The sequence below is a fragment of the Marinobacter sp. SS21 genome (genome assembly GCF_028369065.1).
Lineage (GTDB): Bacteria > Pseudomonadota > Gammaproteobacteria > Pseudomonadales > Oleiphilaceae > Marinobacter.
The window spans coordinates 100,865-124,906 of record NZ_JAQNDA010000007.1; the positions used below are offsets into that span (position 1 = coordinate 100,865).

Below are 24,042 nucleotides of genomic sequence, written 5' to 3' on the forward strand. Positions count from 1 at the left end.
CGAATCGCCCCAACGTGGCGACCTAACGGCCCTTGCCGGCCATGAACGATAGTGATAGCTTGCCGCACACGCTCAATCTGTGATCCGGGACCCTGTCAACGTGACTCTGTCAAAAGCCTCCTTCCTTATATTCGCCCTTAAACTGGCCGGCAAATTGCCCCTGCGGGCCGCCCAGGCTATCGGTCGCTGGCTGGGAACATTGAGTTGGTGGCTTAGGTCCGAATCGAGACGGGTTACCGAAATCAATCTCGGCATCGGCTTTCCCGACCTCTCCACCCAGGAGCGCCAGGCCCTGGCCCGGGACAGCCTGGCTCATACCGGTCAGACGGCCCTGGAGATTCCGTTGATGTGGGAATGGCCGGTGGACAAATGCCTGGGGCTGATTCAGGAAGTGGAAGGCGAAGCGCTGGTCACCGAGGCCATGGCCAGTGGTCGAGGGCTGATCCTGCTGGCACCGCACCTGGGCAACTGGGAACTGGCCGGCCTGTACTTCTCGTCCCGTTTCAAGATGGCGGCGCTGTACAGCCCACCCCATATTCGCGAATTCGAGGACTACATGATCCGGGTCCGGGGACGATTGGGCTCCGAACTGGTGCGCGGCGACCGCCGGGGACTGGCCCGCCTGGTCGCCTTGCTGCGGGAAGGCGGCGTGGCAGGCATCCTGCCGGACCAGTCCCCCCGCGGCAAGGGCAACGCCTACGCACCGTTCTTCGGCATGGAAGTACGTACCATGACGCTGGTATCAAAGCTGATGCAGAGGACCGGCGCCCAGGCCCTGATCACCTACGCCGAACGCCTGCCGGCCGGCCAGGGCTTCCGCCTGGTGGTGCGGCCCGTGGTGCCGGGGCTGGCCGACCCCGATCCGGTGGTGGCCACCACCGCGCTGAACCACTCCATCGAACAGTGCGTACGAGCACTGCCCGCCCAGTACCAGTGGGAATACAAGCGCATGCGTCACCGCCCCACCGGCGAGGTCAACCCCTACTACCCGGATCGCCGCTGCAAGTAGGCGCCGTTTATGGTGCTTCTGAATAACTCCTTAAGAAAACCTTAACAGTCGCTGGGTAGAGTGTGGTCATCGCAATTAGATGGCCAAACCGATGCGCGTACTCTTTATCAAGCCCCACCCCGATGCTTCCGAACTGCACCTGCTCCTCAGCCTGCACCGCTTAGGGGTTGCCATCCGGGTACTGGCATCGCCCCATTCCCTGGCTCGCCCCACCCTGGAGCAACACGGGCTCTTTATTGCAGCCCGCCCGGGCCGGGGCAAATGTCAACCGGCGTTGATCGCCCAGATCCGCCAACTGGTGCGAACACTCGGCATTACGGTGATCCATGCGGTCGATTCCTCATCCCTAGCCAATGCCATCTGGGCCAGCTACTTCACCCGAGTGAGGATCATCGGCTACCGGGGCACCAATTCCCGGATCCGTCGCTTCGACCCCACCTACTGGCTGGGCATCCTGAATCCGCGCGTGGCCCGGGTCATCTGCGTCAGCCAGGCCATCCACGATTACCTGGCCCGCTTCCTACCCCGCCACAAACTGGTATTGAACGCCAAAGGCTACAGCCAACAATGGCTCGACTCCGACCCAACCCCACCCGATCGGTTTCCTTCGCTGCCGGCAGGCTGCCCGACGGTGATGACTATCGGCAACTCGGCAGGGCGGCCCCACAAGGGTCTCCGGTATCTGATCGAGGCTTTCCACCAGACCCGCTCGGACAGCGCCCACCTCGTGGTCATCGGCGACTACGACGCCGACATCCCCGAGCTGGTACGATCCGGCCCCGCCGCCCGGCGTATCGTTCTGGCTGGGCCTCAACCCCGCGCTGCACACTGGCTGAAGTGGGCCGATGTCTATGCCCAGCCGTCCACGGTCGAAGGTCTGCCGCGGGCGGTGAAAGAAGCGATGGCTCAGGGCGTGGCCACGGTGATCACCGATATACCCGGGTCAACCGAACTGATTGAGCATGACCGCAGTGGTCTGGTGGTGCCGCCGGCGGACCCAGGCGCCCTGGCCAGGGCGCTGGAGCAGCTACTGGGTTCAGCGGCACTGCGGGAACGGCTGGCGCAGGCCGCCGTACATCGACTGCAAACCCGGTTCGCGCCGGAGCGCTTTGTCCAGACAACCCTGGAGCTGTACCGGAGTTTGGATCAGCGCCGGCAGCCGGGCTTTTCCCGCCTTGCTTCCGACAGGCCCGCGGCCCGATGAGGTGCCAATCACGATGCTAAAACCTGTATACTGACGCCAAATTGGACGGCAGCCCCCTCGTTAGCCCTGCCGTCAGTGAAAGGAGTAGCCGGAAAGCCTTATGCTAAAGCGTCAGCCCCCCAAGCCACCTGAGAACATTGGCGTCGTCATCACCACCTATAACTCCCCGCTGTGGCTCGAGAAGGTGCTGATCGGCTACGAGCAGCAGACCTTTCGCGAGTTCCGAGTGATCATTGCCGACGACGGCTCCGGTAGCGACACCGCCGAGATGGTGCGCAAATACCAGGAACGGGGCCGGCTGACCATCGACCACGTTTGGCATGAAGACCAGGGCTTTCGCAAGTGCCAGATTCTCAACAAGGCGATCCGGGAAACCGAGTGCGACTACCTGATCTTCACCGATGGCGACTGCATTCCCGAACCCAATTTTGTGGCCACCCACGCGCGGCTGGCCCGGCCCGGCTATTTCCTGTCCGGCGGCTATATCAAGCTGACCATGCCGGTATCGGAACTGATCACCGAACAGCACATCCGTGACGGCGACATCTTTTCCATCGACTGGCTGGTGGCCCAGGGACAACCCAAGACCCACAAGCTCACCAAGCTGACCCGCTCGGCGTTCCGCCAGAAGCTGATGAACACCATCACCCCCGCTGCCGCCAGCTGGAACGGCATGAACAGTTCCACCTGGACCAAGGACCTGGTCGCCGTCAACGGTTTCAACGAGGACATGCAGTACGGTGGCCTGGACCGGGAGTTGGGCGAACGTCTGTGGAACTATGGGCATAAATCCCGGCAAATCCGCTACACCACCGTGTGCCTGCACCTGGATCACGCCCGCGGCTATGCCAAGCCGGAAATTTGGGAGAAGAACCGCGCCATTCGCAAAGCGGTCAAGAAACACCGTACCCACTGGGCGGAAAACGGCATCGTCAAACAGCGGGGCTAACACCCGCCCCGCTGACTCGAAACCCCTCACGTCAGGAATTTCCCATGAGAACCCTGGTTGTTATTCACAGCCTCAAAATGGGCGGCATGGAGCGTGTGGCCGTCAATCTCGCCGACGCATTCGCCGAGCAGGGCCATGACAGCCACTTGCTGTCCTGCCGCCATCGCCCCAACGATTTGAAGCCCGCCCACGCAGCAGTACACCTGCATCATCATGACCAACTGCAGGCGCTGCTGAAATCCGTCATCGGCATTCCCGTGTTTTTGCTATCCCGCCTGTTGCTGGGGGTGATTCTGCCCAAGTCCCACTTCATGTGGGTGGGCTGGCTCAATGGCTGGCTGCTGCAACGGCGCATTCAGAAACTGGAGCAACACTACGGCCGCTTTGACCGCATCATCTTCCGTGGCCTCGGCACCTTCAAGTATTTCTGGTCATTCCGGGACGATCGCAACACCTATGTACTTGAGAACGTCATCCATCACGACCGGCCGGCCTGGCAGAAGCGCCTGGAATGGAAACTGGTCTTCCACCATCGCCATCTGGTCTGCGTCTCGTCCGGCGTGCAGGAATCGGCACAAGCAGCCTTCACCCGGGGTGGAATCGAGCCGCTGAGCCTGCGGGTGGTTACCAACCCCTGCCCGGTTGAACAGATTCGCGCCCTGGCCGAGCAAAACGATCCGGACATTCCCGACGAGCCCTACCTGCTCAACGTCGCCCGTCTGGTCCCACAAAAAGGCCACGAACTGCTGCTGGAAGCCTATGCCAAGGCCCAACCACCCCATAAGCTGGTGATTGTCGGCGACGGCGCCTTGCGCTCCGCGCTGGAGGCGAAGGCCCGCGCCCTGGGTATTGGCGAGCGGGTCCTGTTTGCCGGCCTGCGGGCCAACCCCTACCCCTGGATGCGCCGGGCCGAGCTGTTTGTGCTGGCCTCGGAATACGAGGGACTGGGCATTGTGCTGACCGAGGCCCTGGCCTGCGGCACCCCCATCCTGTCGGTGGACAGCCGGGGCGGCGTGCGGGATGTATTCCGTGGTGAACTGGAAGCGTTCCTGACCCCGCGTACCCCAGACGGTCTGGCCGACGGCCTGAAAAAGGTGCTCGCCCAATTGCCCATCGAGGTGAAGCCCGACTGGCTGGCACCCTTTGGCAGCGCCGTGGTGGTAGAAGCGTTCCTGGACAGCCACCCCGGCAACGGTCAACCGCAATGAGCATCACCGAAAAAGGCCGCTTTCAACAGCTGCGACGCAACTGGAACAGCCGCTTGCGGGCCCGATGCATTAATAATTACAATCGCCGGCAGTTCTAAATAGAGCACCCGGCGATGACCATTGGTTCCGTGCGGGACACTATGCTGTTGAGCGCTGAAGGGCCATCCGGCTGCGAGAAAGATGAATCGGACTTGATCCTAATTCAAACTGGCGTTCACCATTTGCTATCCTTCTCAATTCCTGAACTTGCACAATGGCCAAGTTTACGTGTTGGCACCACCTACCTACGCAGAACAACAATTCCAAGCGGCTTTAAATGATATTATTGCGGCGACTAAAAGAGCTCCCATCAAACAAGAAAGCTCTTCGTGACTCCGCATCAAGAGCATTGCTCGGCCAGAAGGACATCGTTATGGGGCATCACCCTCGCACAATTACCACAGATCTGGAACAGACCGTGATTTCAAATGGTCTATGCATAGGGTGCGGCACTTGTGCGGCTATCAAAGGTTCGCCATTCTCAATGGCATTGAACGAGCACGGCCAATATGAGGCTTATGCGGTCACCCAGAATGATCGGACGCAGCCTCAGCCATCCGCTTCTGCGAGCAAGGTATGTCCTTTTTCTGCGAACGTGCCGGATGAGGATACGATTGGTCTCGGCCTTTTTTCAGACGCATGCGGTCAAAAAGTAGATGGCCTGGGCTATTTCAGATCACTCTACGGGGGGCACGTTACGCAGGAGGGCTTTAGAGAGAGGGGCAGCTCTGGTGGTTTTGGCTCCTGGATTCTCAATGAACTGCTCGAAACTGGGGCCGTCGATTACGTCATTCATGTGCGGCCAGCGGCCCCCGAGCAGAGTGAGAATCTTTTATTCAGCTATCAACTATCGGGTTCGCCCCAAGAAATAGCCCTGGGAGGCAAATCCAGATACTACCCCGTAGAACTCTCGGAAGCACTGAAAGAGGTAAGAAAGACACCGGGTCGCTATGCAATCATCGGCCTACCCTGCTTCATCAAAAGTATCCGGCTCTTACAGCAGAATGATCCGGTGATGAAAGAACGGATCCGGTTCTGCATCGGGCTCGTGTGTGGGCACCTGAAAAGCTCAGGCTATGCCGAGAGCCTTGCATGGCAAGCCGGAATTGCTTCGGATCGTCTCAAGCGCATCGACTTTCGCGTCAAGGATAATACTGACAGGGCCGACAGGTACTGCACATTGGCGGCCAGTGACACCGAAGAGCGAATCATTCCAACCAAAGAGCTACTAGGAACAGACTGGGGAGCAGGCACCTTCAAGTACAAAGCTTGCGATTTCTGTGACGATGTCTTTGCGGAAACCGCTGATCTAGTGCTAGGAGACGCCTGGTTGCCCCAGTACGTCCACGACCCTCTGGGCACCAACCTTCTCGTCGTCAGGAACAAACACCTGGAGGGGCTTCTTCTCTCAGCAGCCGAGGATGACCGCATCGAGATAAAACCCCTCAGCGTGGAAGAGACGCTTCTATCCCAGGATGCGGGACTGAGGCACCGGCGGGAAGGGCTGAGCTACCGGCTGCGTCTTGAACAGGATGCAGGCCACTGGACACCCCCGAAACGTATATCGGCATCGTCAAAGCGACTTCCAAAACACGAACGGCAGCGCCAATTGCTGCGCATCAGAATGCGCGAGATCTCACACACCTCCTTTTTAAAAGCCAAGACCGCTGGAGATCTGTCGATATACCTTGATAGCTTCGGCACGGTGTACCGGGAATACAAACGTATTCGACCAGGACTGATCGAAAAATTACTTGCAAAGCTAAAGAAACTGAAACAGAAGTTGCTAGGTCGCCCATGAAAATAGCAATCCTTACTCAACCTTTGGGCCACAACTACGGTGGACTCTTGCAGGCTTACGCTATGCAAATAGTGTTACGAGAGCTCGGTGTCGACGCCGAAACTCTCGACAGACGCAAACCTGTCCGACCGATAAAGACCTACCGCGATTACGGTAAGTACGGCATAAAAAAACTTCAAGGGCGCATAAAAACGATACCTACAAAGGCCCGGAAGTCATTTGTACACAGCAACCTGGAAGCATTTCGATCCAAGCATCTGAAAATGTCACCTACGCTGCACTCCTCACGCAAACTTGCCACCTATTGCAAGAATCAACGCTTTGACGGGTATCTGGTGGGAAGCGATCAGGTTTGGCGGCCGAGGTATTCCCCATGCCTCCCCAACTTCTTTCTGGATTTCACCGCCAGCCCCGCTTTCGCACATACCGTTAAAATAAGTTATGCGGCGTCATTTGGCGTAGACCAATGGGAGTTTTCAGATAAACAGACTTCTCAAGGCAGAGCACTGGCCAGCGAATTTACCGCAATATCGGTTCGTGAGAAGTCTGCTGTCACACTTTGCCGGGAGCATCTCGGAGTAAAAGCCGAGTGGGTCCTGGATCCTACAATGCTGCTATCCCAAGCTCACTACGAGGCCTTGATTTCGAAGGCTCCGGAACAGCCGAAACGTTCCGGTGTGTTCTGTTATGTTTTGGATGAAAGCTCGGAGAAGCGCAGCATCATTTCAGCTGCCGAAACACTTTTAGGGAAAGAGACGTTTACGGTAAAACCCCGACACTCGTTACAAAACACAGCGCTTGCCAAGATAGACTCCTGTCGATACCCAGCGGTTGAAGCCTGGCTCCAGGGGGTTAGAGACTCCGACTTTGTCTTAACAGACTCATTTCATGGAACCGCATTTGCCATTCTGTTTAACAAGCCGTTCCTTGCAATCGGCAATCCAGGACGTGGCCTATCGCGATTTCAATCTCTGCTCGGCCTATTAGGGCTCGAGGAGCGCTTGATAACCTCGAAGGACAAGCTCTCCCAGGCGCTTTTGGATACGCCAATTGACTGGCCGGTGATCAACCAACGACTGGAGTCGGCAGCCAAAACGTCCAAAGCGTTTCTGGCCAGTGCTCTGGCGGTTCACCAGAACGAACCCGAGCAACTGAACGATCGCTAAAAGCGCAGGTCAGCTACGCCAGAGCCTCGATAACAAGAGTCGACGCCATGCCCTTAAATCGAAAGGGCGAACCCGCAAAAGAAGCTTGAGCGTCTTCTCATAGTCGTTTTTCCAACCGGCCAGTTTTTGGCGTTTGGCCACAAGATTCAAATAGCGGGAAGCAAGCCTGGGGTGGCTAAGGATAAACGCCCGATGCCGCTCCAGAACCCTTGTGTCACAGCCCGCCTGCCGCTGCAGGTTCGCATCGGTACTTAACCTCGGACCGGCGTGAATATAGAAATTCACAAGTTTATCCGGAACGGAACTGCAGCCTACGCCTTCGGAAAGCAATCTGAACACAAATTCGCGATCCTCAGATACAGCCAGGCTTTCATCAAACCCGCCCCTGGCCCGGAAAGTCGCCGTACGAAACATCATACCCGTTGTACGGGTATAGGCACTGGCAACGTATGATGCCTCAGTTCCAGTAGTGCCGGAGATCAGGCATGGGTCGCTCTGAGCAACGGACTCTTCGTTTTTGACGTTATCGATGACTCTTAACGCTGGCCAAGCAAACCCCACCGCTTCACCGTACTCGACCATCAGCTTCAGCAGCCGTGACGCATAATCCGGCTCGAGGGTGTCATCATCATCCAGAAATGCGATAAATTCAGATTTCGCCAGCCGTGCTCCCAGGTTTCGGGAAGCGGCAGCCCCGATTGGGCTGGGGTTTCGGTGAACGATCAGCCTTTGATCGTGAGAACCCAAGGCCTGCTCGACGGGCTCGGCACTTCCATCATCAACAACGATAAGCTCCCAGTCACCCAGTGTCTGAGCATAAACAGAAGCAACTGCTGCCAGCAGCATTTCGTGTCGATTATGAGTAGGTATTACAAAGGACAATCTGGGCATATTCGAACCATTTACGGTCTATGACGGGAGCGGATGGGAGGCAGAGCAATGCCTGTATTGCGGCAATGAATCCAGAGCTGAGAGGTGGACCACTCCTAACTGGGCAGGAAAATACTCCAGCCCGGCAGCAATGGCGATCGCCAACCGGTGATTACCCTTGCCGCCAAAGAAAGGCCTACCCTCAGGGCCAAGATGAACAAGAACGCCACCCTCCTCACGGAAGTTACCGGCCACCAGCTCGCTCCGGGTTCGGAGCCGCCGCTCTTTCAGCACGGCTTCGTAGAGGACGTCCAACTGTTCGTATCGCTTCAACACCTCTGCACGAGTGGAAAGACGATCAACTTTTCCTTTCTCGTCAATCCACGCCATCATCTGATTAATCAAACCGGTTTCTTCCCAAGAGACGCCCCTTACCCAATGGTCAAGGCACGCCTGAATGGTCACCCAGTCGTACAGGGAACGAGACAGGTCTTCCGGCCAAACAGTAACGACTAACGCACTCTTTTTTGAGCTCCAATGCTTCAGGCCGTATTCCAGGTCCCTGGTTCTCACCCAGAGGCGCTCTGCATATTTTGGTGCGTTGTTTCCGAACTCGAGCCTGTTCGAACGGTCTTTTCGGGTCGCTCTGGCTCTGGTCGTCCAATTGCGTCGAAACTGAGCGAAGCGACCTTTCTCAGTAATCATTGCACAACCTGTCGGTAAAATAAGATTGCGCCATCAGTCCCCACCGACCTTCTGAACCATTGCCCGTAATTGCGCGCGGGTTGCTTCAATTAAATCGCTGCTCTTGCTCGCTTTCATACTCGCATAAGTCGCTTTCGTCCCCGCAAACAGCTCACAGGCATAAATGGGGCCATGGCCCGTATACAGTTCACCGGAGTGATGAATGGGGAGAAAAAAATGGCTCGGCAAAATCGTCGCGTCACTGTTTTCAGCATCACGTATAGCATTAGTAAAAGGTACAGGTCCGGTTGTCTGCCAGACCTTTCGTTCCTTGAACTTGAGCCGCTTCCAGACGAATCTCCGAGAGACATTCTCGATGCTGTTTACATAATCGATAACTTTTTTGATAGTTCGGTGGCCTGGAACGGCTCCAACATAACCATTCGCCACCAGCCCCGGTCGAACCCTCTCATTTTCCCAAACCGCAAAAAGATCGCAGGAAAAAAGCCAATCCGGCAGGCGTTGCAAACAGACCGAATCTGCATCTAGAGCAATCCCCCCCTCAGCGTACAGAATTTCCCAACGCATAAGATCTGCTACGCCCGCATATCCACGATCAAGCTGGGCAATTTTTTCCATCTGTGCAGAGTTTAGCCACTCTCTTTCTTTCCACTCACGATTACCCCAGACCTTAACTTCCACATCTGGGTGAAACTCTCTCCAGGTCTCGATATAAGCATCGGGGCGAAGCGATTCGTCACCTATCCAGATGAAATGAAACTTACGAGGGATATTTGTCATAGACCCACTTCCAGCTCGAAACTTCGGCACAAAAACATATATAGACTCTAACGTTGTGTTGCCCTGGCAGTTTCAGCGTCTATGCCACCAGCAACATTGTTCGCTACCAACAACATGGCTGGAACCCAAAATGCAAACCAATCAAAGTGGAATGGAGCGAGGGCGTTCCCCCCGTCAAACATCAGAACCGTTGCCCCGACCACCATCGCTACAACCATATAGCGCTCACTCTTGATGGGCGAATCAGCGAATACCGCTTTTATGACCACGGGCACCCAAACCAGGCACCATAAAAGCAGGCCAATTGCACCCGTAAAATAGGCAACGGACAAAAACATATTGTGAGGATGGTCAAACCACTGCACTCCCCCACCAACCGTCTTTACTTCAACCGGAGCCGGGGCATTCGTCACCCCATGACCCAAAACTGGGGCATCAAGAATTGACTGTAGTGCCGAGATCCAGATGGCGGGACGCCATGACAAGCCACGACTCAAGAAAAACTCGGGAGCGATCCAATAGGCGATTATCCCAGCAAACAGCCCCAAAGCCAGAAGCCAATACCAGACCTGGTTTCGGTAAACTAGCGCCCCCCCCAAAAAAGCGACGATAATCGCCAGCTGCCCCGTTCTCCGTTCGAGAGCAACCAGGAACAAGCACAGAACGACCAAAGCAACCACACCGATGAAACGATAAGCTCGATTTCCTGGTTCGGCGAGCAACCCGAGTAACAACGCTGCCTGCGGTGCAACCATCATTGTGGCGTGCATGGCATTGATCGGCTTGACGCCATATTGGCCTAACGATTCCTGACTGACTCCGTGGTACAAGGTAACGCCCCAAGGCGCTCCATACACCACATACATGACAACCAGGTGCCACAGGCACAGCAGCGCCACTCCTATACAGGCCACAAACAGTGCATTCTTTAACAACGAGGAGCGCCCCGAAACCCGGAAATACAAGAACACCAAATACAACGCCAGAACCTGAAGCGCGGCACGCAGAGTCTTTGAAATATCCGGCGATTCAGCCCAAAGAGTTGAAAAAACGGCATAGAGCACAAACAGAAGCAGCGGCAATGACCCTAGAAGCACCTCACGGGTAATCCAGCCGCGATATAGCATTAGCGGGAAAAGGACACACAAGGAGGGCACACTAATTAGCAAGTCATAAATATTGTAACCGGCCCCTGTAGACCTCTGCCAGAGAAGCATGGAAAACAAACAAAGCATGCTCAGGAAAAACCACGGCTGCAGCGCCCAGCCTCTTACACCACCTGATCCCAAAACCTTTCCCCCGCGAACACTCAACGTTTCATTCAATCAAACTGACGGGGAGCAATATTTCTACTCGCACGCTTTTCATTCAATGTATTCCGCCAAAACTGCAGCTTCTCCAAATACAGCGCACGATCCCAATCGTCTGATTTTCGCTCGGACGACAAAGCGCCAAGGTATCCAGCACTCAGCGCCACAGGCAGCTCCCCATCAGGCAGCCTCGCAGCGATATTCCCAAGATTGTTCATAGCCACACCGCATGACAGTTTCTTTGAATACACCCGAATATCGTCTTCATCCACCATGGCCAGCTCATTCTGGTCATTCACCAGAAAATTGGTTAGGTTCCCATCCGGCTGCTCGATCCCACACTTGTGTACTTCAGCAAGCGTCTGACCCAGTAGCCGGATAAGTTGCAGCTGTCGTTCAGGAGCTGCTTCACGAAGCACTTCCCGCATTGGCCGGTACCCATCCAAAAATGCAGTGGCAAAACAGAAACACCGACGCTGTGCCAGCCAGCCGGAATAGACAATCTCGGGAACGGGACCGCCGACCCGACGAATCCTGAGCCCCCTACGCTGCGCCCGAATCCAATGAATGAACCCAAACAGTGGGCGCCGGTAACATTTGATAGCGGCGTCACGCCCGTTTATCCGCCCATGGTAGGTAATTCGGGTACGGCGGGTGTTGGCATGGAGTTCTGATATCAGTTCGATCTCAGTCATTCGGGTGTTGTTCTGTCATGAGGTAAGGGTGTGTCAACCGGCATAGGCGGCACGCAGGCACTGCCACAGCCGTTCCCGCTGCGCTTCCGGCAATGACTGGCAGCGTTTCTCCACCGAGCGCTTCAGCCGGCCCAGGTTGCGCTCGCGCCAGCCATTTCCGGTGCCAGGCTCGTGCAGGCGGCAGCGATCAAAATCGATCAGGTAGACCCGATTCCCCGCCACCAGGATGTTGTCGACGTTGAGGTCGACATGGTCCAGGCCGGCATCATGGAATCGCCGAATCATTTGCCCGACCTGCTGCCAGAGTCCGTCCTCCCGCAAGCGGTCGCTGGCTGGCAGCGGCTCCGCCCCGGGAATCCGCCGGACCAGTATCGCGGCCTGGTAGAGCCACGGCGCACGCTTACAGTAAAAGGCCGCGACCGGTTCCGGCACTGGCAACCCCAACGCTTGCAGCTGCCGGAGCAGGCGGAACTCGGCAAACGACCGGCAGCGACGCTCGGAGACAAACAGGTAACTGCGTTGCGAGACCTTGGCGGGCAAGCCGCCACGGCGATAATGCCGCAGTACCCAGTCGCCCTCGTGTTGATGGATGAACCAGGCACCGCCCCTGCCGCCTTCGCTCACCGGGGTGGCCTGATCACCCCACCAGCCGGGATCAAACCAGTCGGGCTGCGCGGCGCTTTCGGAGGAGCCGCAGCTCAGCAATGCGCAGTGGGGTCCCGGCAGATAAACCTCGGAATCAGCCATGAAAAATTGTCACCAGATGTTTCTACCGGGTCATGCGTCTGCCCCGGGGCTATCGGAGGACGTTCGCCGGGGAGTGCGTTAGAATGGCGCCAAGTTTACCAATGAACACAGGGGCCTCGCTACCGGCGCGGCCACCCCCGAGACGGAACCCCCGCCATGAACTCCATTTGCATACTTCGCCTGTCCGCCCTGGGCGACGTGACCCATGTCATTCCCGTGGTCCTCAGCTTGCGAGAACAGTGGCCGGACCTGAAGATCACCTGGGTCATCGGCAAGATCGAGGCCAAGCTGATCGGCGATCTGCCCGGCGTGGAGTTCATTGTCTTCGACAAGAAAGCCGGGCGGCAGGGCTATGCCGACCTTCGCAAGACCATGAAGGGCCGGCGGTTCGATGCCCTGCTGCACATGCAGGTGGCCTTCCGCGCCAACCTGGCGGCCAGGTGCATTCCTGCACGGATCAAGATTGGCTACGACAAGGCCCGCAGCAAGGACCTGCATAGCCTGTTCATCAACCGGCGGATCGCGCCGGCCGCGCACCAGCATGTCCGCGACTGCCTGGCCAGCTTCCTGGAGCCCCTCGGCCTGCAAGCGGCCCCGCCCCGCTGGAGCATCCCGCTGTCACCCGAGGACCATGCCTTTGCCCGCGCCCAGCTGGCGACCGACCGCAGGAACCTGGTCATCAGCCCCTGTGCCAGTCACACCCTGAGAAACTGGCCGGCCGAGCGTTACGCCCAACTGGCGGATTACGCGATTCGCCAGCACAACATGAAGGTCACCCTGGTGGGCAGCCCCGCGCCTTTCGAGCTGGATTACTGCGCCGCCATTGAGCAGACCATGTCCGAACCGGTCCACAACATCTGCGGCAAGGACACCCTCAAGCAGCTGACCGCCCTGCTGAGCCACGCCGACCTGGTGGTGGCGCCGGACACCGGGCCGGCCCACATCGCCAGCGCCGTGGGCACCGATGTATTGGGCCTGTTCGCCGCCAGCAACCCCAACCGCTCTGGCCCCTACAACTCTCTGCACTGGTGCGTAAATCGCTACCCGGAGGCACTGCGGAAATTCACCGGCAAATCGGTGGAACAGGCCCGCTGGGGCGCCAAGGCGGAATTTGAGGGGGCGATGGAACTGGTGACAGTGGAAGACGTGACCGCGATGCTGGACAAGTGGGTGGCCGAACAAGACTCCGTCATCGGCCAAGCGAGTCGGGCGTAGACGGAAAGCGCCTCCAGGCAGGCTAGTCCTTCGCGCCGGTTTATCGGGGTGGACTTGATGCGGTTCGCTGTGCTCACCGGCATCCTACACGCAATCGTCCTGGTCAGCTGGGGCATTGGTAGGATGTGGAGAGGCGTAGCCGAACCGCATCAATCGCACCGGATCGATCAGGCTGGGTCTGATGCGGCTCGCTGTGCTCACCGGCATCCTACGCGCAATTGTCCGGCGCTCAGCCAGTATACCTATCTGAAAAGTCCAATCGCGGCCAGCGGAGGCGCTTTCGGAACAGCGGCATGGATGCCGCGGCGCACGACAGGTACATGGAGGTACCTTGGAGGGCGGTGGAGAAAGCGCCTCCGCTGGCCGCTGGCGCAAAACGAGCAGGTTACTGCCTCATTTCGTAGGCCATTCAATCAGCGGAGGGGAACGCCGCAAGTTACTGCTTGGCAGTGTAATCCTGGTAGGACTTCTCTTCCACAAAGCGGGAACCCAGCGCCAGGTTGATGTCTTTCTTGATGGCGGCACGCTTGTCGTTGGTAACGTAAACCGCCCGCGCCAGTTCGATGAACCGGTCACCAAAGTCCTGGGCCGCTTCCTGGTCGCGGATATCGTCTTCGATTTCCCAAAGCTGCTCGTTAACCGCCTTGAGTTGCTGGCGCAGCTCGGCGATGGCCGCCTGATTTTCCACCGCTTCATCCCAGGTGCGGCTGAGTTCGTCCAACTCGAGGCGAACGTTCTTCACCTTGGCGGCATCCGCGATGCGCTCGGATTTGATTTCGAGAATGGTGATCTTGTCGAGCACCTCGCCAAAGGAGACCGGCACCTTGATAACGTCAGTCATGTTGTCGTCCTGGAGTGTGGAGTAGATCAAAAAGGATGGAGCGACGGAACCGCGCTGCGGCTCCGCCAAAGGGTCATGGCGATCAGCCGTTCACCAACGACAGCCAGTCGCTGTTGGCCTCTCGCTTACCTTTTACCGCATCGAAGTACATGGCCTGCAGCTTTTCCGTCAGCGGGCCGCGCTTGCCAGCGCCAATCAATCGGCCATCCAGCTCGCGGATGGGCAGCACTTCCGCGGCGGTTCCGGTGAAGAACGCCTCATCGGCGATGTAGACTTCGTCCCGGGTGATACGACGCTCACGCACCGGTACACCCAGCTCCTTGGCAAACTCGATGATGGTGTGGCGGGTAATGCCTTCCAGGCATGAGGTCAGCTCCGGCGTATGCAGCACGCCATCCCGCAGGATGAAGATATTCTCGCCGGAACCCTCGGCCACGTAACCTTCGTTATCCAGCAGCAGCGCCTCTTCGCAGCCACTGGCGATGGCTTCGTTCAGGGCCAGCATGGAGTTGATGTAGTTGCCGTTGGCTTTGGCCTTGCACATGGTGATGTTGACATGGTGGCGGGTGTAGGAAGAGGTTCGCACCTTGATTCCCATCTCCTTGGCCTCCGGCGACATGTAGGACGGCCAACTCCAGGCCGCCACCATCACGTGAACCTTGAGGTTATCCGCCCGCAGGCCCATGCCCTCAGAGCCCAGGAACACCATAGGACGCAGGTACGCCTCATCCAGCTTGTTCTCCCGAACCGCGGCGCATTGCGCCTCGTTAAGCTCGTCCTTGCTGAACGGCATCGCCATGTTGAGGATGTGTGCCGAGCGGAACAGCCGGTCGGTGTGCTCCTGCAGACGGAAAATCGCCGGGCCCTGATCGGTGTTGTAGGCGCGCACGCCCTCAAAACAACCGAGTCCGTAGTGGAGGGTGTGGGTCAGGACGTGGGTTTTGGCTTCGCGCCAGGGAACCATTTCACCGTCCAGCCAGATCAGGCCATCGCGATCCGCCATCGACATTTGTACGTGCTCCTAAGCAGGCAATTTCTCAAAGTCAGGCATTCTAGCAGGAAAAACCGCCGGTACGAAGTACGCCGTTACGCCAGCATAACCCGCTGCCAGACCTGTTGAATGTAGGCGCGCTCGTCCGCAAACGCATCTCCGGCCACGCGGCTGGTCAGGTTCTGCAAGGCCCGGCGATGAATGGTCGAGCGCAGGGTGATAAACGCCTGCCGCAGCTGTTCGGTATCGGCCACCGGCAGCACCCCCGCCCGCCCCAGCTCCTCAAGCTGGCGAATGTTATCCGACCACTGGGTCAGCTCCGGATGTTGGGCACTGTGCGCCAGCATCAGGTACTGCACCAGGAACTCGATGTCGACGATGCCGCCGGAATCGTGTTTAACATGAAACACCGACGGCGGCCCGGAAGCCGGTGCCGGGGTGCCCAGGCTGGCGCGCATTTTTTCCCGCATCGCCACCACTTCCGTGCGCAACGCCATGCCGTCCCGATGCTGGCACAGGAGGTCGTGGCGCAGCTGCTCAAATGCCGCCAGGGTGTCCGGACAGCCCGCCACTCCTCGGGCGCGAGCCAGCGCCTGGTGCTCCCAGGTCCAGGCATCGTTGCGTTGGTAACGCTCGAACGAGGACACAGTGCTGACCAGCAGTCCGGAATTGCCGGACGGACGCAGCCGCATGTCCACCTCATAGAGCTGACCGGACGGGGTTTGCGTACTGAGGATGTGTACGATGCGTTGCCCCAGCCGGGTATAGAAGACCGCGTTGTCGATCGGCTTCTCGCCATTGGTGGACAAGCCGGGGTCTGCCTTGTGCACAAACACCAGATCCAGGTCCGAGGTGTAGCCCAGTTCAATGCCCCCCAACTTGCCGTAGCCGATCACCGCAAAATCGGTATCGCTGACACTGCCATCCGATCTCAGGGGATAGCCGTGGCGGCTGACCAGGTTGGCGAAGGCCACTTCCACCACATGGTCCAGCACCGCTTCGGCAATCCAGGTCAGGTAGTCGCTGACCTTCATCAGGGGCAAGGTGCCCCGCAGCTCGGACGCGGCCACCCTCAACACATGCGCCTTCTTGAAATGGCGCAGCGACTCCATCTGCTCTTCCAGATCTTCGTAGGGGATTCGCAGCATCTGCTGGCGCAGGTCGTCCACCAGCTCACTCTTGGTTGGCGGGTGGTACAGGCTCTCGGCATTCAACAGCTCATCCAGCAGCAACGGGGTTTCCGCCAGCTGGCTGGCAATCCAGGGGCTCTCGCTGCACAAGCGCACCAACTGCCCCCGGGCTCCGGGATTTTCCAGCAGCAGCACCAGGTAGGCGGTCCGGCGCATGACCGCCTCCACCAGCTGTAGGACCCGCGACAGGGTTTCGGAGGGGTTGTCCACCCGGGTAACCGCCTCCAGCAGCACCGGCATGAACTGATTCAGGCGCTGCCGGCCCTGGGTCTGCATGGTCTGGGCCTGGCGTCCACTGCGCACTTCCAGCAGGCTCTTCAAGGTAGCCTCCGGCGCCTCGAAGCCACGACCCGCAAGCCAGGTGATGGCCGTCGCGTCGTCCAGTTCCCCCAGCCACAGCGCCTGCCAGCCTTCATCCAGTTCGGCGCTGGTCTCGGTCTCGTCGTCCAGCGCTATGATATCGGCGAAGTGGCTGGCCACCCTGGCACGATGCTGGTCGAGGGCGGCCAGACAATCCGCCCATTGCTCGAACCCCAGGATCAACGCCACCCGGGCCCGGGTCGGCTCATCTTCAGGCAGCAGCTGAGTCTGCTTGTCGGCTACCCCCTGCAGGGCATGCTCAAGGTTGCGGAGAAACACATAGGCCTCCCGCAGCTCGCTCACCACATCGGGTGGCAGCAACTCCAGCTTTTCCAGCTCCGGCAGAATGGCCAACAGCTCCCGCTGCTGCAGCTCCCGATCGCGACCGCCGCGGATCAGCTGAAACGCCTGCACCATAAACTCAATCTCGCGGATGCCGCCGCTGCCCAGCTTGATGTCCTTCTCCAGGCCCTTGCGACGAACTTCGCGACTGATCATGGACTTCATCGTGCGCAGGGATTCAAACGCACTAAAATCGATGTACTTGCGGTACACGAAGGGACGCAGGCTCTCCATCAACGCCGCGCCAGCCTGTTTGCCGCCAGCCACCACCCGCGCCTTGACCATGGCATAACGTTCCCAGTCCCGCCCCTGATCCTGATAGTAGGTTTCCAGGGCCGGGAAGCTGAGGGCCAGCGCCCCGCTCTGACCGTAGGGACGCAGCCGCATGTCGACCCGAAACACGAAGCCATCGGCGGTGATCTGATCCAGCGCCTGGATCAACCGCTGACCAAGGCGGATAAAGAATTGCTGGTTGTCGAGGGAGCGACGGCCGCCCCGGGTCTCACCGCTGCTGGGAAAGGCAAAGATCAGGTCGATATCGGAAGACACATTGAGCTCGCGCCCGCCCAGCTTCCCCATGCCCAGGACCACCATCGGCTGGGGCACCTCGTCGCCGGTGACCGGGTCCCGACCATAGGGGGTACCGAGCTGAAGGCAGGCGTCGGCATACAACCAGGTCAGCGCCCCTTCGATACTCAAGTCGGCAAAAGCGCTGGTGGCGGCGATGGTTTCGGCAAGATCCGCCCACTTCAACAGATCCCGCCAGATGATGCGAAACTGGGCCTCCTTGCGAAAACGCCGCAATGCCTGATGCAACGAAGGCTCATCGGTGACCGTCGCCAGATAGGTCTGCCAGCGTTGCTGAAAAAAAGCCTCAGTGGTGGGCTGACGAAGCGACAGGGCCTGGTGGCTTTGCTCAACCAACCTGACGTCACCCTGCAGCGTGCGACGCAGAAACTCACTACGGGCCAGGGCCTCGACGACATCCTGCCCAGAAATTTCGTCGCTTCCCACCCAGACGGGGAGGCCGTCTGGAAAAACCGTCAGCCATTCGCCGGCCACTTCGGCAGCCAGTATTTCAGGAAGCCCTTCCCACGGCTCAGACATGATGCAAACCCCTGTCGCTCTGTTATATTTTCACGGTCTACGGGTACCGATACTGGTACTCTATATCGAATCACCAACGGACTGAACCACTGACCCATGCGACGAGACCGCCGGCCACTGAATCCGGAGCAGCGATTTTCCCATTTGCCCATGTCCGGCATGATCAAGGCCCGCATCAAGCGCCTGTTCCTGATCCTTGCGGCGCTGCTGGTCTGCCACACACTGGTGCTATGGAGCGCGGAAGGCCTGACCCTGTTTGAGGCCACCTGGCTCACCATGACCACAGTGGTCACCGTGGGCTACGGCGACTACGCCCCGCAAACCGTGATCGGCCGCCTGAGCACCATCGGATTAATGTTCATTGCGGCCATCACTGTGCTGACCCTGATTGTCAGCGACTTCATCGAGTACCGCTTCTACCGACGCGAACGCATTTTAACCGGACGCTGGATCTATAAAATGAAAGACCACATCGTGATCATCAACACCCCAAGGCATGGCGGCGAGCAGTATTTCATGCGCATTGCCTCCCAGATCCGCGCGGTACCGGGCTATGAAACCACGCCCATGCAGATCCTGACCCGGCAATATCCCGATGGCCTGCCACCTGAACTGGCCGACATGGGACTGACGCATTACCACGGTTCGGGCAGTGATCCAGAGGCCCTGAAAGCCGTGCAGGCGGTCTCGGCCCGTCACATTCTGCTACTGGCAGCGGATGAGTCCGACCCCGCGTCCGACAGCCTCACCTTCGACATCGCCCACCGGCTGAGCGAAATTAACCTTGGCAGCCGGGTAACTGCAGAAGTGGTACGGGACGAGAACCGCTCCCGCTTCAAACCGCTGGGTATCCGCACGGTAATCAGGCCGGTGCGGACCTATCCTGAGATCATGGTCAAGGCAGTGGTGGCGCCGGGGTCAGAGCGGGTACTGGAAGACCTGTTCAATTACGAACAGGACCACCCCCACCGCTACGACATTACCCTGGATGACCTGAACTGGGCAGACATCGTCAGCGCCCTGATTCGCCACGGCATCGGCACCGCCCTGGCCTACATCGACCATGAAAACGAAGTGGTCTGCCACCCGGAGATCGACCGGGAGATCGAGGGCAAGGGGCTCATTGTGCTGGTGAAGTCCCAGGACACCCCCACCGTGGAGGTGGTGCAGCAGGCGCTGGAGCGCTACCGGGAATTTGTCACGAAATGGCATGAAATGCAGGCACGGGCCGGCAATTCCCATTAACCCGCCGATAAGGCAAACAACATGGGATAGCCGATGCGGTTCGGCACGCCTCACCGGCATCCTACCAACGCCTCAGGCCATTCCCACCCGTAGGATGCCGGTGAGCAACGCGAACCGCATCAACTCCCGCACCGGTTCGGGGACTGACTTGAATGCCCCCCAGGCTCCAGCCTTACGACAACAACCCCAATTGCAGCCGCCCCAGCTGTTCGACCAGCGCCGGCTCCGTCTTGCCTCGCAGCGCCTCAAAGCGCGCCCAATCTTCTGGCGCGGCGGTCCGGCGAATCCGCTCGGCCAACTCAGCCATGGCACCATGCAACTCCCCGGTCGCCTCGCCCGTCAGCCACAGTACGCTGAGGCCGTGGAAGAGGCGACTGACCGCGTCGGCATCCGACCCTAACGGCTCCGGTTCGTGCAGGCCCGCCAGATGGTAGCCCTGCTCCGCCTTGCTGATCAGGTTGACAAAAAGCGGTATCTGCTCGGCGACCAAGGCGGCCCAGTGCAACAGGCGCGATTCGTGCCCGGACACCAATTCAAACTCCAGCTCACACAAGGGCATGGCCTTACCAGCCGCTTTGATTTCACCTTGGTCGAAGGCGCATTCAATCACTGCCTCGCCATCGTCCAGCATCACCACCCGGCGCTGGAAATTGGTTTCGAACACCGCGGACAGCTCGGCCAGATTCAGGCGGCCCGCCAGAGGGGTATCTGTCAGCAGCTCCAGGTTCAGGAATTCACCGCTCAGCGGCCACTCCCATTCCTGGCGGCGATGAGCACCGTTGACGAACTCGCCCTGGGTTTTCAGGGTCTGGATATAGCGCTCACCCGCCTGCCGCACCCGCAGAGCCGCCCGCTGGTGATTCAGGTCCGCCGTCGGGGTGTCGTAATAGGTGTTGATCAGCCATTTGGTGACGCCGGCCGTTGCCTGCGGTAGTGATGAGAGCCAATGATAGGCGGATTCTGAGGCTTCGGGGCTGAGAGTGAGCTTGATTTCGAGTTCTTGGGGCATGGCAAACCTGTCAGAAAGGTGATTTGCCGCCAGCATACCGAAAAAAAACGGCGACCCGAAGGCCGCCGTCTCATTACGTATTTAGGTCTAGGCCAGACTTAGAATACGTAGGTAGCACCCAGGGCTACGCCAGTCTGCTCAACTTCGTTGTTGCTGTCGAGCTCTGCGTCGATCCACTCGCCCTCAATGTACACGTACATGTTGTCGGACAGATTGTGCAGGGCTTGAGCCAGGATGCGATTGACTTCCAGATCGTTATCGAAGTCAGCAAACTCGTAGGCCAGAGCGAAGTTGTTGGCACCCATGCTGTAAACACCCAGCAGAGAAGCCTTGTCAACGCCATCTTTCACGGTTTCAAAAGCGGCAGACACAGTCAATGCGTCCAACTTCTGAATGACTGAAATACCGTAGGCGTTTTCATTGTTAATGGTCAGCTCAACACCGTCATAAACTTCGATTTCATCAACGCCATCGTTGGAATCCACACCTACTGCAATCGTGGTGGAGTCGCCCAGGGAGTAGGCCGCAGTCAGCACGAACGGCTGGCTCTTGCTGCCCTTGCCTTTGTCATCGTCTTCACCGTTGATTTGCACACCACCGCTCAGCACCAGGCCACCGAAGGAGGGGGATGAGTACTGAATCATGTCGCCTTCGCCAGTGACACCCAGATCACCAACGCCGTAGAACTCGAAGTAGTCGTTGTAGTTGATGGCATCTTCGTACACAGTGTCGTCAGAACCGCCCCACACTTTACCGAAGTCGCCTTTCAGGCCGACGTAGGCTTCGTCCAGGGAACCCAGACCGTTGCTGGAGGACTTGTCGTCAGCGTCGAATTCCAGCTCGGCCTTGAAGAAGCCTTCCAGGCCCGGGGCGATCTCGTGGCTGCCTTTCAGGCCGATGGTGGAGCCGTTGTCTTGGAACTCGTAGCTGTTGCCGCTAGAAGTAACGCCAAGAATGGTGGCTTCAGCATCTGAGTAAGAAGTGGCGAGCTGAATGTTACCGTATACGGTGGCTTCGGCGGCGACTGCGTTGGCAGAAACGACAGAAGCGGCTGCAATAGCAGATGCGATGAGCGTCTTTTTCATGTTGCGTCTTCCTTTAGTGAGTTAACTCAGGTTTTAGCGTCTTCGGGTTCAACCCGTTTTTTTTAATGACTTCAACAATCAAGCCAGGAACGCGCCCGATTGTGTGTCGTAAAGATGTCACTTTGATGACAAATAGTAAATGACGACTTAAGTTTTAATCCAAGCCAAGAGCCAGCGTCTACAACTCCGTTCCACCCGGCCGCTGCACTCGCGTGAGCTTCCCCGGATCGGATACATTTCAGAGACGGCAGCACCGTTCCCTTAAAGGTCAGCCAGTTACAAGGCTTTATTAAAGCGCTTAATGATGAAAACGTTTTAATACAACGCTTTCTCATTTGCAAATATTAATACCGGATTTTTTAGTCCGTTTTGTGACAGTTCGCTATGCTTTTATAGCGCTCTTTCGCAAGAGGCAGGTATACAAACAAAGGACCAAGAACCTATTCCTGCATAAATTTCAATAATATACAAAAAAATTAGCGCGCCAAGCGCGCGCCACCCCCCGAAAATGCATCGGCTCGTGCACCAAAGTTGTCCCGTTATGACTGAGCGGATGCTTAGCTTTCAGGCGGGCTCTCAAGCAGGAAGGTCACCGGGCCATCATTGACCAAAGAAACCTGCATGTCCGCCCCGAACACCCCTTCGCCCACCCGGTCTGCCCCCAAGTCCTGGCGAGCCATTTCAACGAAGGCAAGGTACAGCGATTCGGCCAGCTCCGGCGCAGCCGCCGTGGAAAAACCAGGACGGGTGCCAGAGCCGGTATCAGCCGCGAGAGTAAATTGAGGCACCACCAGAAGAGATCCGGAGATATCCCGGACACTGCGATTCATTCGGCCCTGGTCGTCGGGGAAAACGCGATAGGAGAGAATCTTTCGGCAAAGTTCGGAGGCCTGGCGCTCGCTGTCATGGCGCTCCACACCCAACAACAACAAAAGGCCTGTCGGAATCTCGGCGACCAGCTCCTGATGAACCACAACGCTGGCCTGAGTAACTCGCTGGATAAGGCCTTTCATGTTTCCTCTGTGCTCGGTTTTGGATGCAGCGATTCTAACCGCCGCCTCCATCACCCGCAACAGATCTTACTGAGAATCGTTTACCGCCTTGGCCGCCACCTCATCTACCGCTCGCAGCAAAGCGTCGACGATGGCCGGTTCCGACGCCGAATGACCGGCATCGCGAATGATCCTCAAGTCCGCCCCCGGCCAGGCCTTGCTAAGCGCCAGCGCGTTGTCCAATGGGCACACCATGTCATAGCGGCCGTGGACGATGATGCCGGGGATACCCTCCAACGCAGGTGCGTTACGGAGAATCTGGTCCGGCTCCAGGAAGGAATGATTCATGAAATAGTGGCATTCGATGCGAGCCAGCGCGATCGCCACGTGGGGATGACCGAAGTGGTCCACCACCGACGGGTTGGGGTGCAAGGTGGCGCAGCGCCCCTCCCACACGGCCCAGGCTTTTGCCGCCTGAATCTGTTCCAACTCGTTACTGCTGGTCAGGCGCTGATAATAGGCGCTCACCAGATCACCTCGCTCATCGACCGGTATCGGCGCCAGGAAATCTTCCCAGTAATCCGGAAATACCCGGCTGGCGCCCTCCTGATAGAACCAGTGAATATCCTGGGGCCGACAGAGGAAGATTCCCCGCAGCACCAACCCCATCACCCGGTCGGGATGGGTCTCGGCGTAGACCAGACTGAGGGTTGACCCCCAGCTGCCACCGAACAGCAGCCAGCGGTCGATGCCCAGGAATTCCCTCACCCGCTCCATATCCGCCACCAGATCCGCCGTGGCATTCCCGTCCAGTTCCGCCAGCGGCGTGGAACGACCGGCACCACGTTGGTCCAGCAGGATGATGCGATAACGCTCGGCATCAAAGAAGCGACGATAGTACTCCTCGCAGCCCCCCCCAGGTCCGCCATGCACCACCAGGATCGGAAGGCCTGCCGGATTTCCGCATTCCTCCAGGTACAACTCGTGGGGCGGGGCCACCTTCAAGCGGTGACGGGCATTGGGCTGTATTTCCGGATAGAGATTGAGCATGGTGCAGAGCCACCGACCAGTGTGTAAACCTGCATGGAGTATGGCACGAAAACCCAGGTCTCGCCGTGCAGGCGCGTTCACCCCGTAGGATGCCGGTGAGCGCAGCGAACCGCATCAGCAGCAGCCAGGCAA

The 24,042-nt window shown here is 58.3% G+C and carries 21 protein-coding genes; 8 read left to right on the plus strand and 13 right to left on the minus strand.

Features of this window, described 5'->3' with window-relative positions; genetic code table 11:
• Positions 1-106 precede the first annotated feature (106 nt).
• The 6 genes from N6L25_RS11015 to N6L25_RS11040 all read left to right on the plus strand — a co-directional run bounded on the left by N6L25_RS11015 (position 107) and on the right by N6L25_RS11040 (position 7,376).
• Entirely contained in the window at positions 107-1,009 is a 903-nt protein-coding gene (locus tag N6L25_RS11015; RefSeq protein ID WP_271980500.1) for a lysophospholipid acyltransferase family protein, read from the plus strand.
• 91 nt (positions 1,010-1,100) lie between these two features.
• Positions 1,101-2,213 carry a glycosyltransferase family 4 protein gene (locus tag N6L25_RS11020; protein WP_271980194.1) on the plus strand — a complete coding sequence of 371 codons (1,113 nt, stop codon included), beginning with the start codon at positions 1,101-1,103 and terminating at the stop codon, positions 2,211-2,213.
• Between the two features lie 100 nt (positions 2,214-2,313).
• Positions 2,314-3,162, plus strand: a complete 849-nt coding sequence (locus tag N6L25_RS11025) for a glycosyltransferase family 2 protein (protein ID WP_271980196.1) — start codon at positions 2,314-2,316, stop codon at positions 3,160-3,162.
• Between the two features lie 44 nt (positions 3,163-3,206).
• Positions 3,207-4,370 carry a glycosyltransferase gene (locus tag N6L25_RS11030; protein ID WP_271980198.1) on the plus strand — a complete coding sequence of 388 codons (1,164 nt, stop codon included), beginning with the start codon at positions 3,207-3,209 and terminating at the stop codon, positions 4,368-4,370.
• Between the two features lie 523 nt (positions 4,371-4,893).
• The gene (locus N6L25_RS11035; RefSeq protein WP_271980200.1) at positions 4,894-6,210 is read left to right on the plus strand and encodes a Coenzyme F420 hydrogenase/dehydrogenase, beta subunit C-terminal domain; all 1,317 of its coding nucleotides are present in this window, start codon (positions 4,894-4,896) and stop codon (positions 6,208-6,210) included.
• Complete coding sequence (locus N6L25_RS11040; RefSeq protein ID WP_271980203.1) at positions 6,207-7,376, plus strand: polysaccharide pyruvyl transferase family protein; 1,170 nt, start codon at positions 6,207-6,209, stop codon at positions 7,374-7,376. Before N6L25_RS11035 ends, N6L25_RS11040 begins: the two co-directional genes overlap by 4 nt.
• Positions 7,377-7,385: 9 nt before the next feature.
• Here the strand turns inward: N6L25_RS11040 and N6L25_RS11045 are convergent, their stop codons facing one another.
• From N6L25_RS11045 to N6L25_RS11070, 6 genes are read right to left on the minus strand one after another with little or no spacing between them, the layout of a single operon-like run.
• Positions 7,386-8,267 carry a glycosyltransferase family 2 protein gene (locus N6L25_RS11045; RefSeq protein ID WP_271980206.1) on the minus strand — a complete coding sequence of 294 codons (882 nt, stop codon included), beginning with the start codon at positions 8,265-8,267 and terminating at the stop codon, positions 7,386-7,388.
• A gap of 18 nt (positions 8,268-8,285) precedes the next feature.
• Positions 8,286-8,951 (minus strand): hypothetical protein, encoded by a 666-nt coding sequence (locus N6L25_RS11050; protein WP_271980209.1) that lies wholly within the window; start codon positions 8,949-8,951, stop codon positions 8,286-8,288.
• Between the two features lie 33 nt (positions 8,952-8,984).
• Positions 8,985-9,731, minus strand: coding sequence for a glycosyltransferase family 32 protein (locus N6L25_RS11055; RefSeq protein ID WP_271980211.1), 747 nt, complete (start codon positions 9,729-9,731; stop codon positions 8,985-8,987).
• A gap of 47 nt (positions 9,732-9,778) precedes the next feature.
• A complete protein-coding gene (locus N6L25_RS11060; protein WP_271980213.1) occupies positions 9,779-11,056 on the minus strand; it encodes an O-antigen ligase family protein in 1,278 nt (425 codons plus the stop codon).
• Entirely contained in the window at positions 11,053-11,736 is a 684-nt protein-coding gene (locus N6L25_RS11065; RefSeq protein ID WP_271980215.1) for a hypothetical protein, read from the minus strand. Before N6L25_RS11065 ends, N6L25_RS11060 begins: the two co-directional genes overlap by 4 nt.
• Positions 11,737-11,769: 33 nt before the next feature.
• Positions 11,770-12,483: a 3-deoxy-D-manno-octulosonic acid kinase gene (locus tag N6L25_RS11070; RefSeq protein WP_271980217.1), complete on the minus strand. Its 714-nt coding sequence runs from the start codon at positions 12,481-12,483 to the stop codon at positions 11,770-11,772.
• 156 nt (positions 12,484-12,639) lie between these two features.
• Between N6L25_RS11070 and N6L25_RS11075 the strand changes: the two genes are divergently transcribed.
• Entirely contained in the window at positions 12,640-13,698 is a 1,059-nt protein-coding gene (locus N6L25_RS11075; RefSeq protein ID WP_271980219.1) for a glycosyltransferase family 9 protein, read from the plus strand.
• Between the two features lie 436 nt (positions 13,699-14,134).
• On the opposite strand, the gene N6L25_RS11080 is transcribed toward N6L25_RS11075, so the two are convergent.
• The 3 genes from N6L25_RS11080 to glnE form a co-directional block, all read right to left on the minus strand.
• Positions 14,135-14,539, minus strand: a complete 405-nt coding sequence (locus tag N6L25_RS11080) for a DUF6165 family protein (protein WP_271980221.1) — start codon at positions 14,537-14,539, stop codon at positions 14,135-14,137.
• An 82-nt stretch (positions 14,540-14,621) separates the two neighbouring features.
• Positions 14,622-15,548 (minus strand): branched-chain amino acid transaminase, encoded by a 927-nt coding sequence (locus tag N6L25_RS11085; protein WP_271980224.1) that lies wholly within the window; start codon positions 15,546-15,548, stop codon positions 14,622-14,624.
• A 77-nt stretch (positions 15,549-15,625) separates the two neighbouring features.
• Complete coding sequence (gene glnE / locus N6L25_RS11090) at positions 15,626-18,529, minus strand: bifunctional [glutamate--ammonia ligase]-adenylyl-L-tyrosine phosphorylase/[glutamate--ammonia-ligase] adenylyltransferase (protein WP_271980228.1); 2,904 nt, start codon at positions 18,527-18,529, stop codon at positions 15,626-15,628.
• Positions 18,530-18,625: 96 nt separating this feature from the next.
• On the opposite strand from glnE, the gene N6L25_RS11095 reads away from it, so the two are divergent.
• Complete coding sequence (locus tag N6L25_RS11095; protein WP_271980229.1) at positions 18,626-19,774, plus strand: ion channel; 1,149 nt, start codon at positions 18,626-18,628, stop codon at positions 19,772-19,774.
• 172 nt (positions 19,775-19,946) lie between these two features.
• Here N6L25_RS11095 and N6L25_RS11100 read toward each other — a convergent pair whose 3' ends face one another.
• The 4 genes from N6L25_RS11100 to pip all read right to left on the minus strand — a co-directional run bounded on the left by N6L25_RS11100 (position 19,947) and on the right by pip (position 23,910).
• Positions 19,947-20,783, minus strand: a complete 837-nt coding sequence (locus N6L25_RS11100; protein ID WP_271980231.1) for a CYTH domain-containing protein — start codon at positions 20,781-20,783, stop codon at positions 19,947-19,949.
• Positions 20,784-20,881: 98 nt separating this feature from the next.
• A complete protein-coding gene (locus tag N6L25_RS11105) occupies positions 20,882-21,868 on the minus strand; it encodes a porin (protein ID WP_271980233.1) in 987 nt (328 codons plus the stop codon).
• 557 nt (positions 21,869-22,425) lie between these two features.
• Positions 22,426-22,881 carry a D-aminoacyl-tRNA deacylase gene (dtd, locus tag N6L25_RS11110; protein WP_271980235.1) on the minus strand — a complete coding sequence of 152 codons (456 nt, stop codon included), beginning with the start codon at positions 22,879-22,881 and terminating at the stop codon, positions 22,426-22,428.
• A 66-nt stretch (positions 22,882-22,947) separates the two neighbouring features.
• Positions 22,948-23,910 carry a prolyl aminopeptidase gene (pip, locus tag N6L25_RS11115; RefSeq protein ID WP_271980237.1) on the minus strand — a complete coding sequence of 321 codons (963 nt, stop codon included), beginning with the start codon at positions 23,908-23,910 and terminating at the stop codon, positions 22,948-22,950.
• Between the last annotated feature and the right edge of the window lie 132 nt (positions 23,911-24,042).